Here is a 14,208-nt window from a genome sequence, read left to right as displayed (position 1 = left end):
CAACCCCTAAATTTCAGGATTTTTTCTCTTCGAACCCCGGAGACTCTGTGAAGTTGTTCACATGTTCCGTGTCGATGGAGGCGCATTATAGGGAGTTCTCAGAAGGTCGCAATAGGTATTTTCGACAAAATCGATCGTTTGCTGCATTCCACAGCAAAACCCCTCCTTATACCTTGTTGTACACAAACTTATCCACAGAATGCATTTGAACGGAAAATTTACGAGCGCCACGCAAACGTTTTCGCTACAATTCCCCGCGACGAAACGCTCCCCTTTTAATGGGGGCGTTACCTGAATCTGTGCCTGCTTGCCCCTTTATATAGAGAAAAACCTTTCTTTATAGAGAGAAGAAGGTGGAAATTCACGTAACGCTCTTTTATTGCGACTTCAAAGCCAAGGGATAAAACCATGCAACAACCTCGTCCAATCCGCCGGGCCCTGCTCAGCGTCTCTGATAAAGCCGGAATCGTTGAATTCGCCGAAGCGCTTTCCCAGCGTGGCGTTGAATTGCTCTCCACCGGTGGTACTGCCCGCCTACTGGCAGATGCCGGCCTGCCTGTTACCGAAGTTTCCGACTACACCGGCTTCCCGGAAATGATGGATGGACGAGTAAAGACTCTGCACCCCAAAGTACACGGCGGCATTCTTGGCCGCCGCGGCCAGGACGATGCCATCATGAGCCAGCATGACATCAAGCCGATCGATATGGTGGTAGTAAACCTGTATCCGTTCGCCCAGACAGTCGCTCGTCCGAACTGTTCACTGGAGGACGCTGTTGAGAACATCGACATCGGCGGGCCAACCATGGTGCGCTCCGCGGCCAAGAACCATAAAGATGTCGCCATCGTAGTAAAGAGCAGCGACTACGCCGCTATTATTACCGAGATGGATAACAACGACGGTTCGCTGCAATACGCCACCCGTTTTGATCTGGCGATTAAAGCCTTCGAACACACCGCTGCCTACGACAGTATGATTGCCAACTACTTCGGCGCACTGGTTCCGGCCTACCACGGTGATACCGAGCAGCCTTCCGGCCGTTTCCCTCGGACGCTCAACCTCAACTATATTAAGAAGCAGGATATGCGTTACGGTGAAAACAGCCACCAGCAAGCTGCCTTCTATATAGAAGAGAACGTTCAGGAAGCCTCTGTCGCTACCGCGGAACAGCTACAAGGTAAAGCGCTGTCCTACAACAACATCGCCGATACCGATGCCGCACTGGAGTGCGTGAAAGAGTTTGCCGAGCCCGCCTGCGTGATCGTCAAGCACGCCAACCCATGTGGCGTAGCAATCGGCGACGATATTCTGGCGGCCTATGAACGCGCCTATCAAACCGACCCTACCTCTGCTTTCGGCGGCATCATTGCTTTTAACCGCGAACTGGACGCCGCTACCGCGCAAGCCATTATCAGCCGTCAATTTGTAGAAGTGATTATCGCGCCAAGCATCAGTCAGGAAGCCCGCTCACTGCTGGCTGCAAAACAAAACGTCCGCGTCCTGGCCTGTGGTCAATGGCAACAACGCGTTGCCGCTCTCGACTTCAAACGTGTCAACGGTGGCCTGCTGGTGCAAGATCGCGATTTGGGCATGGTCAGTGAAAGCGATCTGCGCGTGGTATCCGAACGCCAGCCAACGGCGCAAGAACTGCAAGATGCGTTGTTCTGCTGGAAAGTCGCCAAGTTTGTGAAATCCAACGCTATCGTTTATGCCCGTGACAACATGACGATCGGCATAGGTGCCGGCCAGATGAGCCGTGTTTACTCAGCCAAGATCGCCGGGATCAAAGCCGCTGACGAAGGTCTGGAAGTCAAAGGATCCGCGATGGCATCTGACGCTTTCTTCCCGTTCCGCGATGGCATTGATGCTGCTGCAGCCGTGGGCATCCGTTGCGTGATCCAACCAGGCGGTTCGATCCGTGATGATGAAGTGATTGCCGCTGCCAACGAGCACGGTATCGCGATGATCTTTACCGACATGCGCCACTTCCGCCATTAATCCCTTTTGCCGCGTGCGCGACGGCGCACGCTTAGCGTGGAGCACCTGATGAATATTTTGATTATCGGCAACGGTGGGCGTGAACACGCACTTGCCTGGAAAGCCGCTCAGTCACCCTTAGCAGATAAAGTCTATGTTGCACCGGGTAACGCCGGTACCGCTCTGGAAAGCAATTTGGAGAACGTCGCGATCTCCGCTACCGATATCCCGGCCCTGCTTGCCTTTGCCCAGAGCCACGATATCGGTCTCACCATCGTCGGGCCGGAAGCACCGCTGGTGATTGGCGTGGTTGATGCTTTCCAAGCCGCCGGTCTGAAAATCTTTGGACCGTCCCAAGCTGCAGCACAATTAGAAGGCTCCAAAGCCTTCACCAAAGATTTTCTGGCCCGCCATAATATCCCAAGCGCCGAGTACCAGAACTTTACCGAGGTTGAGCCGGCGCTAACCTACATACGTAGCAAAGGTGCCCCTATCGTCATCAAGGCCGATGGCCTGGCTGCCGGCAAAGGCGTGATCGTTGCCATGACGCTGCAGGAAGCAGAGGACGCGGTACAGGACATGCTCGCCGGGAACGCATTTGGCGATGCGGGCCACCGCATCGTGGTCGAAGAGTTCCTCGACGGTGAAGAGGCCAGCTTTATCGTGATGGTCGACGGTGAGAACGTGGTGCCTATGGCTACCAGCCAAGATCATAAGCGCGTCGGCGACGGCGATACTGGCCCCAATACCGGTGGTATGGGGGCCTACTCTCCGGCACCTGTCGTCACTGATGAGATCCACCAGCGCGCCATGGACCAGGTTATTTGGCCAACCGTACGCGGCATGGCAGCGGAAGGCAATACCTACGTTGGCTTCCTGTATGCGGGTCTGATGATCTCTGCCGACGGTCAGCCTAAGGTAATTGAATTCAACTGCCGCTTTGGCGATCCAGAAACCCAACCGATTATGTTGCGTCTGCGTTCCGATCTGGTTGAGCTGTGTCTGGCCGGTGCGGAAGGCAAGCTGGATGAGAAAACGTCTGAATGGGACGAACGCCCTGCGCTAGGCGTAGTGCTGGCCGCCGGTGGTTACCCAGGTGATTACAACAATGGTGATGTTATTCAAGGTCTGCCGCAACAGGAAAGCGCCGACGGTAAGGTGTTCCATGCAGGTACTCGCATGCAGGACAATGACGTGGTGACCAGTGGTGGGCGTGTACTGTGCGTAACCGCACTCGGTGAAACGGTAGCGCAAGCACAACAACGTGCTTATCAGCTGGCGGAGGGTATTCAGTGGCCGGGCAGTTTCTGCCGTAAAGACATTGGCTATCGCGCGATTGCACGCGGCAAATGATCTGAACGCTGAAAATCTCTTGGGCTCCGCAATGCGGGGCCTTTTTTATAGCTGGTCTTCTTTCGGTTCCCAACGACAAAAATCATCGTTTGCCACCAGCAACAACTCACTCCCTTCCGGCGCTTCCAACCAAGCTATATTCACCGGCTGACTGCTGTTGCTGGCACGTCGCGCAATCCATGCTTCGGCACTGCCATCGAGCCCCGGTTTTAGCGTTTGTCCATCGCACGTTTGTACTACGCCCTGCTGCCAATGCCCCTGCAGCAGTTTCACCTTACCGGCGCGCAGCGCATTGCTGACTTCAAGCACTCGTCGCGCCTGATACTGATACAACGCGATTTCGTCTGTGGTCAGTGGTTCACGCCGCGTGGCCAGTTGGCGCTGCATAAAGCTCACGCTACCGTCATCGGCAAAGCGCAATTGGATAGAGTCGCGATCGCCATCAGCGTCGGTACGCTTAATCTGTCGCAGCGTGCCATTTTGATATTCGTAAAGCGTGGTGACTGTACCCGGGCCACGATAAGGGCTATAGACGCTCATCAACACCACTGGGCGATGCTGATCGTCGTCTTTACGCCACAGCCGGACAACACCCTGATCGGCAACATAACCGCTGGCACTAAAGGCAGGAAGATCGGAATGACTGCTGCAGGCGCTCAGGCCACCGGCAATGCCAATGACCATAAGCGCCTGTCGGATAAACAAAAGGGGCGCGATTGCCCCCCTGTTTAATCTTTTCACGAACACGCAGTATTACTTAACTGCGTCTTTCAGTGCTTTACCAGAAACGAACGCAGGCACGTTAGCAGCTGCGATTTTGATTTCTTTACCAGTCTGCGGGTTACGACCAGTGCGCTCGTTGCGGTGGTTTACCTTGAAAGTACCGAAACCAACCAATTGTACTGCATCACCTTCTTTCAGAGACTCAGTAATAGCAGCCAGGGTAGATTCCAGAGCCAGCTTAGCTTGTGCTTTGGAAAGGTCAGCCTTGTCCGCGATTACATCAATCAGTTGAGTCTTGTTCATAAGTTATCCTTACAGTGTGTTTATCGTTTGCAAAGCATCGAGTGCGACGGATATGCCGATGGACAGCACTCCCTGCATACACGCACCGATAGCCACTTTTTTTACGCCCCCCAAATGTAGACCAGACAGGGTGCGGATGTGAAGCCTTAAGGCATGACAAATCAGGCGTTAAATCACGTTTTCTTGCCTTATTGCGTTAAATTTATCCCGATATTACTTACCGCCGCCTCTCGCAGGTCAGAACGCAACCCTTTGATCAGCTCTATATCACGCTCTTCACAGTCAGCCAACAGGCGGAAAATTTCCCATTGGATGTCCCATTCTTCCTCTACCGCAGGCAAAACCTTGAGCTCATCGTCGGTCATTTCTTTACCGGCTTGAGTCATTTCCAGCATCGCCACAGTGCGAATTGACGTTTCACTGATGGCGATGGCGTGCTCTAGCGTCTCCCCGCTGAGTCGCGAATGGATCAGTTCCCCTAATGCAATACAGGCGTCAATCGCCGGGTAAACACCGTAAAGATCGTAATCTTCTGCCGAAGGGATCGCCTCTTCCAACTTCTCCAGTTGGTTGTCAAAGTTGACCTTGGCGTCCTTGACCACCAGCGTTTCCCACACCAAATCCAGAATGCGACGGTAAATCGCCGGATCGCCGAACTCGGTTTGCAGGCAGAACATCTGGTAATTCGGGTACATACGCTCGCACAAACTGGCCATAAAGGTCAAATGTTGCCAGCTTTCAAGTTTTTCCAGACGTAAATGAATCGGGTTACGTAGCATTATTCACTCTCTTACGCGTTATCTGCGCCGCAGTGTAACCGAAATCGGTCATTGCGGCATCTCTGGATGCTGCTGCAACCAGCGCTGGAAGGCCGGTCGGCGCGAGGCGATGGCATCGGCCCAGCGAGTGGGTTCCGGCAAACGGTAACCGGCCATACAACGTTGAACCCAGTCTAGTGCAGTGTCGGCCCCAACGCGGTGGCCAGTGGAAATAAACAGCGGGTTACAGCGTGCTTTACTACGCCACACCCAACCAAGCTGCTCACCGTTGTCCTCCAGCGGTGCCAACGCTCCGGCTGCGGCATCCAAGGGAGCAAATTTACCGCACAGGCGCTTTTTAGCGACACCGATGGTCGGCACGTTGACCAACAGGCCAAAATGGCTGGCAACACCCAAACGGCGCGGGTGCGAGATCCCATGGCCGTCGACAAAAACCAGGTCTGGCTTCTGATGCAATTGCTCCCAGGCGGCAAGCAACGCGGGATATTCACGGAACGATAAAAAACCGGGGATATAAGGCATGGTGGTAGCCACACGGGCCACTTGGTATTCAACCAGCTCCAGTGACGGATAGCGCAGGATGGCGATAGCTGCACGAGTCACCGCCCCCTCCTGCTCAAAGCCCACGTCGGCCCCGGCGACAAAGGCCGGAGGGTCGACCAAAAAATCATCCTGGCGAATGACTTCGGAGGCGCGCAGCAGTTGCTCTGCACGCAGGGTTTGAGTATCAATCACGTCAGTTCCTTAACGATGGTATTTCCCTGATTGCGCGTGGACTGCTTCAATGAACGCACCGGCGTTTTCCGGTGGCACGTCCAAGTGAATACCGTGGCCTAAATTGAACACATGTCCTTCACCCTGGCCAAAGCCCGTCAAAATAGTTTCCACTTCCTGACCGATACGCTCAGGCGACGCATACAGCATGGAAGGATCCATATTGCCCTGCAGTGCTACTTTATCCCCTACGCGGCGGCGTGCATCAGCGATGTCTGTCGTCCAGTCAAGGCCCAAGGCATCACAACCCGTGGCCGCCATGGCTTCCAACCACTGACCACCGCCTTTGGTGAACAACGTGACAGGTACGCGCCGGCCGTCATTTTCACGCAGCAAGCCGTCGACAATTTTATGCATGTAGTGCAGCGAGAACTCACGGTAATCACGCCCCGTCAGCACCCCGCCCCAGGTATCGAATACCATCACAGACTGTGCACCGGCTTTAATTTGGGCATTGAGATACAAAATGACACTGTCCGCCAGCTTATCCAGCAGCAAATGTAACGTGGCTGGCTCGGCGTACATCATCTTTTTCAGTTTGGTAAAGGCCTTACTGCTACCGCCTTCCACCATATACGTTGCCAGCGTCCACGGGCTGCCAGAGAAGCCAATCAGCGGTACTTCACCTTTCAACTCACGACGGATAGTGCGCACTGCGTTCATGACATAACCCAACTCCACTTCCGGATCGAACGCAGGCAGTTTATCCACATCAGCACGGCAGGTAATCGGCGAGGAAAAACGTGGGCCTTCGCCGGTTTCAAAATACAAACCGAGCCCCATAGCGTCGGGAATGGTGAGGATGTCGGAGAACAGAATGGCAGCATCCAGTGGAAAACGGCGCAGTGGCTGCAGCGTAACCTCACAGGCCAGTTCCGCATTCTTGCACAGCGACATGAAATCACCGGCCTGAGCACGGGTGGCCTTGTACTCCGGCAAATAACGACCGGCCTGACGCATCATCCATACAGGGGTCACATCCACCGGCTGACGTAGCAGTGCGCGCAGGTAACGATCGTTCTTCAACTCATTCATTATGGGGCTCCCTTATTCATCTGCCGGTATTGTAGCGATTTATTGCTCACGGCATAAGGCTACGGTGTCCTCTATCAGACGGCGCGCCACGGTACCGGGCGGTGGCAACAGTGGCAACTGATCGTAGCGGTACCAGCCGGCATTCAACAGTTCTTTGGGGTCGTGACGGAGCTCACCCCGGTGGTAATCGGCCATAAAGGCCATCATCAGCGAATGCGGGAACGGCCAGGGTTGCGAAGTGACATAACGCAGGTTTTTGATTTCAATATTACTTTCCTCCATGACCTCACGGGCTGCCGCCTGCTCGAGCGTTTCGCCAACCTCAACAAAGCCCGCCAGTACGGTATGAATACCACCGCGATGCCGCACGTGTTGTGCCAACAAGATCTCATCATCGCGCCGAATGGCAACAATCACGCAAGGGGCTATCTGCGGGTAGTAACGCTCCCGGCAATGGTTGCACAGGCAGGCGCTTTCGGTACGGCTGAGGTGCATCTCATGGCCGCAGTAACCGCAGTAACGATGAGAACGGTAAAAATCGGCCAGTTGCACGCCGCGCCCTGCGAGTTGAAACAACCCGCGATCGAGTTCAAGCAGTTGGCGTACCGAGCCCATTTCCTGCGGCATTGCATGCCGTACCAACCAGACCGGCAGCCCTTCCCATTCGCCAATAGCGCGTGCCATTCGCCCTTGCAGGGAGAATGATGCCGCAGAACCGCACGGCAGTTCACCGTTCGGTAACCAAAGTTTGCTTTCATGGCTGACGATCCACCAGCCATTTTCATTACCTGTTAATGCAAGTTCCATATCGTTGTTGCACAACCTCAGCTTCACTGGCACTCTACAAATCGGCCTTGTTACATTTTAATAACTTACTGTTACGTTTTATTACTTACGGAGTCAAACATGCTCAACCGTTTGGAAAGCCTGACTCAGCGCGTTGGTGGTAGTAATGAATTAGTTGATCAATGGCTTCAGGCTCGCAAGCAATTGCTGGTCGCCTATTGCACCCTCGTGGGCATCAAACCGAATAAAGAAAAGCATACGCCGCTGAATGAAAAAGCGCTGGAGAACTTTTGCCATAATCTGGTGGATTATCTCTCTGCCGGTCATTTCCATATCTATGACAGAATTATCAAACAAGTGGAAGGCGCATCCAGTCCCAAAATGTCTCTGGCAGTTAACATCTACCCCAAGCTCTGGGCCAATACAGAGCAGATCATGGCCTTCCACGATCGCTATACCGAAGTAGATATTGATCAGGATGTGTGTCTGGAATTCCATCAGGCGTTGTCAAATATCGGTGAAACGCTGGCAGCACGTTTTACCCTGGAAGATAAGTTGATCCAATTGGCAGCTGAAGCCTGGCAACAAGCCCTGACGGACGCCTCCTTGGATCAGACCCGTTAAAATTTTGTAGTGTTTTTTATTATCCCTCCTATACTGGGGGGCATCTTGTCGGAGTGCCTAGCGCCTGATTTGTTCATCAAATTGGCCAGGCTGAGACCGTTAATTCGGGATCCGCGGAACCTGATCGGGTTAATACCCGCGAAGGGAACAAGAGTAATCTATCGCCATAGGCAGGTGCCCCAATTTGGGACAATCCCGTCCTGCTGGCCAGCATCATTACTCCCTCCGAGCTCCAGACAAGCAACTTTCCCAACCCAACACACTGGTAGGAACTTGCTATGTCTAACGTTAAGAAACCTCGTGCCCGTAAAGAGCAACGCGAAGAAGCCCAGCAGTTTATTGAGACTCTTCAGGGCGTTGCATTTCCCAACTCACGCCGTATTTATTTGCAGGGCTCACGTAGCGACCTGCAGGTACCGATGCGTGAAATTCAACTTAGCCCGACGCTGATTGGTGGCGACAAAGATAACCCACAGTACGAACAGAACGAGGCTATCCCGGTGTATGACACCGCCGGCCCTTACGGCGATCCGCTGTCAGAACTCAACGTGCATAGCGGCCTGACAAAGCTGCGCGCGGAATGGATCGCCGAACGTGGCGATACCGAAACCCTCAACAACGTGAGTTCAGGGTTTACCCAGCAGCGTTTGGCGGATGAGGGTCTGGATCACCTGCGTTTTGAACATCTCCCGCAGCCACGCAAGGCGCAACCCGGCAAATGCGTCACCCAGTTGCACTACGCACGTGCTGGCACCGTCACACCAGAAATGGAATTTATCGCCATCCGCGAAAATATGGGCCGTGAACGTATCCGCGGCGAAGTATTACGCCACCAGCACCCGGGGCAAAGCTGGGGCGCCAACCTGCCGGAAAACATCACACCGGAATTTGTCCGGCAAGAGGTCGCTGCAGGTCGTGCCATCATCCCTGCCAATATTAACCACCCTGAATCCGAACCGATGATCATCGGCCGCAACTTCCTGGTGAAGGTCAACGCCAATATCGGGAATTCAGCCGTAACTTCTTCGATCGAGGAAGAAGTCGAGAAACTGGTGTGGTCCACCCGCTGGGGTGCGGACACCGTGATGGATTTATCCACCGGTCGATATATCCACGAAACGCGCGAATGGATCTTACGTAATAGTCCGGTACCGATCGGCACAGTGCCTATTTACCAGGCTTTGGAGAAGGTCAACGGGGTCGCGGAAAACCTGACCTGGGAAATGTTCCGCGATACGCTGCTGGAACAAGCGGAACAAGGCGTCGACTACTTCACCATCCATGCGGGTGTACTGCTGCGCTACGTCCCCATGACCGCGAAACGCCTGACCGGTATTGTCTCCCGTGGTGGTTCGATCATGGCCAAGTGGTGCCTGTCCCATCATCAGGAAAACTTCCTGTATCAGCACTTCCGCGAAATCTGTGAAATCTGCGCCGCCTATGACGTCTCACTGTCACTCGGTGACGGGCTACGCCCAGGCTCAATTCAGGATGCCAACGACGAGGCTCAGTTCGCCGAACTGCACACCTTGGGTGAACTGACCAAAATTGCCTGGGAATATGACGTGCAGGTAATGATCGAAGGCCCAGGCCACGTGCCGATGCAGATGATCCGCCGCAACATGACCGAAGAGTTGGAGCACTGCCACGAAGCGCCGTTCTACACCCTCGGTCCGCTGACCACCGACATCGCACCAGGTTATGACCATTTCACCTCCGGTATCGGGGCCGCCATGATTGGCTGGTTCGGCTGCGCCATGCTCTGCTATGTCACGCCGAAGGAACACCTCGGCCTGCCGAACAAAGAAGACGTCAAACAGGGCCTGATCACCTATAAGATTGCTGCCCACGCGGCGGATCTGGCCAAAGGCCACCCCGGCGCACAGATCCGCGATAACGCCATGTCAAAAGCACGCTTCGAATTCCGCTGGGAAGATCAATTCAATCTCGCACTCGATCCGGCCACCGCACGTGCTTATCACGATGAAACGCTGCCGCAGGAATCCGGCAAAATTGCCCATTTCTGTTCCATGTGCGGGCCGAAATTCTGCTCGATGAAAATCTCGCAGGAAGTTCGCGACTATGCCGCAGCCCAGGAAGCCGCCAAACCGGTAGAGGTGCAGGTAATCGGGATGGAAAAAATGTCAGCCGAGTTCCGATCACGCGGCAGCGAGCTCTACCACAGCGCCGGTAACCTGCAGGAGGAACTGAGCAATGACTGATATCAACACACCTTTCCCCGCTACACCGCACAAGTTGGGGCTATACCCGGTTGTCGACAGCGTTGAATGGATTGCCCGCCTATTAGAAGCAGGCGTCACCACGATTCAACTGCGCATTAAGGATCTGCCGGAAGAGCAAGTCGAAGAGGATATTGCCGCAGCCATTGCCCTCGGTAAAAGGTATAACGCCCGGCTGTTCATCAATGACTACTGGCAGTTGGCGATTAAACACGGTGCCTATGGCGTACATCTCGGTCAGGAAGACCTGGATACCACCGATCTGGCGGCTATTCACCGTGCCGGATTGCGTTTGGGCGTTTCCACCCACGACGATGCCGAGCTGGCCCGCGCCATTGCGGTAAAGCCGTCTTATATTGCGCTGGGGCATATTTTCCCGACGCAAACCAAAGATATGCCTTCCGCCCCCCAGGGGTTAGTCGAACTGAGACGCCATATCTCCGGGTTGAATGATTACCCGACGGTAGCGATCGGCGGGATCAGCATTGATCGCGTAGCCGCCGTACTCGATTGTGGCGTTGGCGGCGTGGCCGTCGTCAGCGCAATTACCCAGGCCGCAGACTGGCGAGCAGCCACCTCAGAATTGCTGCAACTGATCGAAGGCAAGGAGTAATACCATGTTGAACGATCAAGAGTTCCTGCGCTACAGCCGTCAATTGCTGCTGGAGGATATCGGCCCAGAAGGCCAGGAGAAGCTAAAACGTTCGACGGTGCTGATTGTCGGATTAGGAGGCTTAGGCTCCCCCGCCTCACTCTATTTAGCCGCCGCCGGTGTGGGTACCTTGTTGTTAGCAGATGACGATCAGTTGCACATCACCAATCTGCAACGTCAAATTCTGTATCGCAGCACCGATGTTTCAAAAAGCAAAGCCTGCCTGGCGCAACGTCAGCTACAGGCATTAAACCCGATGATAGAAACCCTCGCGATGGAACAGCGTCTGCAGGGCGAAGCATTGAAGCATGCCGTAGAACGCGCTGATTTGATTTTGGATTGCAGCGATAACATGGAAACTCGCCATGCGGTGAATGCCGCCTGCATCAAGGCCGGTAAACCGCTGATCAGCGGGAGTGCCGTGGGGTTCAGCGGCCAGTTGTTGGTTATTGAGCCGCCCTATGCCCACGGCTGCTACGCCTGCTTGTATCCGGAACACACCGAACCCCAGCGCAACTGCCGCACCGCGGGTGTACTCGGTCCGGTGGTCGGCGTCATGGGTACGCTGCAAGCCCTGGAAGCGATAAAAATGTTGGCGGGAATGCCTTCCGCCATCAGCGGCAAACTGCGGCTCTTCGACGGAAAACAACAAAGCTGGAGCACACTGCAACTCAGCCAGGCCAGCACCTGTGCGGCATGCGGAGGGGCAGCATGAAGATCCGGCTTAATGACCAGCCGTTAGAATTAGCGCAGCCACTGAGCGTCGACGCACTGCTCAAGCAGTTGGAACGCCACCAGCCGGGCACCGCGCTGGCTATCAACCAAACCATCATCCCGCGTGCCGACTGGGTCAACCACCTGGTGCAGGACGGTGATGACATCTTGCTGTTTCAAGCTATCGCGGGAGGCTGACATGTTGAAAATCGCCGATACCACTTTTACTTCACGCCTGTTTACCGGCACCGGAAAGTTCGCCACCCCTGCGCTGATGTTGGACGCCTTACAGGCCTCTGGTTCCCAGTTAGTGACCATGGCCATGAAGCGCGTTGACCTACGCGGCGGCAACGACGCCATTCTGGCGCCGCTGCAGCAACTGGGGGTTCGCCTGCTGCCGAATACCTCCGGCGCAAAAACGGCCGCCGAGGCGGTGTTCGCCGCCCGACTGGCACGTGAAGCCCTTGGCACACATTGGGTAAAGTTGGAAATTCACCCCGATGTGAAATACCTGCTGCCGGATCCGATTGAGACCCTGAAGGCGGCGGAAACGCTGGTGAAAGACGGCTTTGTCGTTCTGCCCTACTGCGGCGCCGATCCGGTGTTATGCAAACGTCTCGAAGAGGCCGGTTGCGCGGCAGTCATGCCACTCGGTGCGCCGATTGGTTCTAACCGGGGGCTGAGAACCCGTGATTTCCTGGAGATCATTATCGAACAAGCAAAGGTGCCGGTAGTGATCGACGCCGGTATCGGTGCGCCAAGCCATGCGTTAGAAGCCATGGAGCTGGGTGCCGATGCCGTGCTGGTCAATACCGCTATCGCCGTAGCACGCGATCCGGTACAAATGGCTCGGGCATTCCGTCTGGCGCTGGAAGCCGGTGAATTGGCACGTCTTGCCGGACTCGGCAGCAGCCAGCGCAATGCGGTAGCTTCCAGCCCATTGACTGCTTTTCTCAGTCAGACTGGGGTGGCATTGTGATGACCAATGACTTCAGTCACCGCTGGCAGCAGTTGGATTGGGACGACATCACCTTACGCATCCACAGTAAAACCGCACTCGACGTGGAACATGCGCTGAATGCGGACAGACTGACGCGCGAAGATTTTATGGCGCTGATCTCCCCCGCTGCCGCAGCGTATCTGGAACCGCTGGCGCAACGCGCACAACAGTTGACCCGCCAACGCTTTGGCAACGTGGTCAGCTTCTATGTGCCACTTTACTTGTCCAACCTGTGCGCCAATGACTGTACCTACTGTGGTTTTTCGATGAGCAATCGCATCAAACGTAAAACGTTAGATGCTGCGGAAATAGAACGTGAATGTTTGGCCATCAAAGCACTGGGTTTTGAGCATTTACTGTTGGTCACCGGCGAACACCAGACCAAAGTTGGCATGGACTATTTCCGGCAACATATTCCGGCGATCCGCCGCCATTTCAGCTCGCTGATGATGGAGGTGCAGCCGTTGGAACAGGAAGAGTATGCCGAGTTGAAAGCTCTGGGGCTGGATGGCGTCTTGGTTTACCAGGAAACCTACCATCCCGCGACCTACCTGCAGCATCATCTGCGCGGCCAGAAGCAGGACTTTCATTGGCGGTTGGCCACGCCGGATCGCTTGGGCCGAGCCGGGATCGACAAGATCGGCCTGGGTGCTCTGATCGGGCTGTCCAATAGTTGGCGTACCGACTGCTATATGTTGGCTGAGCACCTATTCTACCTGCAACAAACCTACTGGCAGAGTCGTTACTCCATTTCATTTCCACGCCTACGCCCCTGTGCCGGGGGTATCGAACCGGCATCAATCATGAGCGAACCGCAGTTGGTACAGTTGATCTGCGCCTTTCGCCTATTCGCTCCTGATGTAGAGCTGTCCTTGTCGACGCGTGAGTCACCGTTCTTCCGTGATCATATGATCCCGGTAGCAATCAACAGCGTCAGCGCAGGATCCAAGACCCAGCCCGGTGGTTATGCTGACGACGTCGCGCCTGAATTGGAACAGTTTGAACCTCATGATGGACGTACACCGCAACAGGTGGCACAAGCCATCAGCGATGCCGGTTTACAACCCGTGTGGAAAGACTGGGACGGATATTTGGGGCGAAGCCCGCAATAATCAGCAACCCTTGCAGCACCGCCTGAAAAGGGGTGGAAACGCCGCGCAGATGCCGCCAATGCGTCTGGTACAGGAAATGGGTCTCGCTATAGTGGCGATGCTGGCTGCCAAACCCGGCGCCAGCCGGAGCCCTCAT

At 55.0% G+C, this 14,208-nt stretch carries 15 protein-coding genes and 1 riboswitch; of the genes, 9 read left to right on the top strand and 6 right to left on the bottom strand.

Annotated features, from left to right (window positions below; all coding sequences use genetic code 11):
• The first annotated feature begins 408 nt into the window (after window positions 1-408).
• Window positions 409-1,998 carry a bifunctional phosphoribosylaminoimidazolecarboxamide formyltransferase/IMP cyclohydrolase gene (gene purH, locus ACI2J2_RS24090; RefSeq protein WP_209640462.1) on the top strand — a complete coding sequence of 530 codons (1,590 nt, stop codon included), beginning with the start codon at window positions 409-411 and terminating at the stop codon, window positions 1,996-1,998.
• A gap of 48 nt (window positions 1,999-2,046) precedes the next feature.
• Window positions 2,047-3,330, top strand: coding sequence for a phosphoribosylamine--glycine ligase (gene purD, locus ACI2J2_RS24085; RefSeq protein ID WP_265557163.1), 1,284 nt, complete (start codon window positions 2,047-2,049; stop codon window positions 3,328-3,330).
• 45 nt (window positions 3,331-3,375) lie between these two features.
• On the opposite strand, the gene ACI2J2_RS24080 is transcribed toward purD, so the two are convergent.
• From ACI2J2_RS24080 to nudC, 6 genes are all read right to left on the bottom strand, one after another.
• Window positions 3,376-4,014: a DUF1481 domain-containing protein gene (locus tag ACI2J2_RS24080; RefSeq protein WP_245210110.1), complete on the bottom strand. Its 639-nt coding sequence runs from the start codon at window positions 4,012-4,014 to the stop codon at window positions 3,376-3,378.
• 69 nt (window positions 4,015-4,083) lie between these two features.
• Window positions 4,084-4,356, bottom strand: a complete 273-nt coding sequence (gene hupA, locus ACI2J2_RS24075; protein ID WP_012004757.1) for a nucleoid-associated protein HU-alpha — start codon at window positions 4,354-4,356, stop codon at window positions 4,084-4,086.
• Window positions 4,357-4,544: 188 nt separating this feature from the next.
• Entirely contained in the window at window positions 4,545-5,135 is a 591-nt protein-coding gene (locus ACI2J2_RS24070) for a YjaG family protein (protein ID WP_209640455.1), read from the bottom strand.
• 48 nt (window positions 5,136-5,183) lie between these two features.
• On the bottom strand, window positions 5,184-5,870 hold the full coding sequence (nfi, locus tag ACI2J2_RS24065) for a deoxyribonuclease V (RefSeq protein WP_209640452.1): 687 nt from the start codon (window positions 5,868-5,870) through the stop codon (window positions 5,184-5,186).
• A 9-nt stretch (window positions 5,871-5,879) separates the two neighbouring features.
• Complete coding sequence (hemE, locus tag ACI2J2_RS24060) at window positions 5,880-6,944, bottom strand: uroporphyrinogen decarboxylase (protein WP_404761020.1); 1,065 nt, start codon at window positions 6,942-6,944, stop codon at window positions 5,880-5,882.
• A gap of 39 nt (window positions 6,945-6,983) precedes the next feature.
• Complete coding sequence (gene nudC, locus ACI2J2_RS24055; RefSeq protein WP_265557166.1) at window positions 6,984-7,751, bottom strand: NAD(+) diphosphatase; 768 nt, start codon at window positions 7,749-7,751, stop codon at window positions 6,984-6,986.
• 99 nt (window positions 7,752-7,850) lie between these two features.
• Here nudC and rsd point away from each other — a divergent pair, with 99 nt between their 5' ends.
• The 7 genes from rsd (at window position 7,851) to thiH (ending at window position 14,072) form a co-directional block, all read left to right on the top strand.
• Entirely contained in the window at window positions 7,851-8,354 is a 504-nt protein-coding gene (gene rsd, locus ACI2J2_RS24050; RefSeq protein ID WP_404761019.1) for a sigma D regulator, read from the top strand.
• 39 nt (window positions 8,355-8,393) lie between these two features.
• Window positions 8,394-8,518, top strand: a riboswitch (TPP riboswitch).
• 114 nt (window positions 8,519-8,632) lie between these two features.
• A complete protein-coding gene (gene thiC, locus ACI2J2_RS24045; RefSeq protein ID WP_404761018.1) occupies window positions 8,633-10,576 on the top strand; it encodes a phosphomethylpyrimidine synthase ThiC in 1,944 nt (647 codons plus the stop codon).
• Window positions 10,569-11,207, top strand: coding sequence for a thiamine phosphate synthase (gene thiE / locus ACI2J2_RS24040; protein WP_404761017.1), 639 nt, complete (start codon window positions 10,569-10,571; stop codon window positions 11,205-11,207). The genes thiC and thiE overlap by 8 nt, the downstream gene beginning before the upstream one ends.
• A gap of 4 nt (window positions 11,208-11,211) precedes the next feature.
• Window positions 11,212-11,961, top strand: a complete 750-nt coding sequence (locus ACI2J2_RS24035) for a HesA/MoeB/ThiF family protein (protein ID WP_209640437.1) — start codon at window positions 11,212-11,214, stop codon at window positions 11,959-11,961.
• Window positions 11,958-12,158 (top strand): sulfur carrier protein ThiS, encoded by a 201-nt coding sequence (gene thiS / locus ACI2J2_RS24030; RefSeq protein WP_209640434.1) that lies wholly within the window; start codon window positions 11,958-11,960, stop codon window positions 12,156-12,158. Before ACI2J2_RS24035 ends, thiS begins: the two co-directional genes overlap by 4 nt.
• Before the next feature lies 1 nt (window position 12,159).
• Entirely contained in the window at window positions 12,160-12,939 is a 780-nt protein-coding gene (locus ACI2J2_RS24025; RefSeq protein WP_209640431.1) for a thiazole synthase, read from the top strand.
• Window positions 12,939-14,072, top strand: coding sequence for a 2-iminoacetate synthase ThiH (gene thiH, locus ACI2J2_RS24020; protein WP_404761021.1), 1,134 nt, complete (start codon window positions 12,939-12,941; stop codon window positions 14,070-14,072). Before ACI2J2_RS24025 ends, thiH begins: the two co-directional genes overlap by 1 nt.
• Window positions 14,073-14,208: the final 136 nt, after the last annotated feature.

The organism is Serratia sp. NPDC087055, assembly GCF_044900985.1.
GTDB lineage: Bacteria > Pseudomonadota > Gammaproteobacteria > Enterobacterales > Enterobacteriaceae > Serratia.
This window is presented reverse-complemented; position numbering and strand designations above follow the sequence as displayed.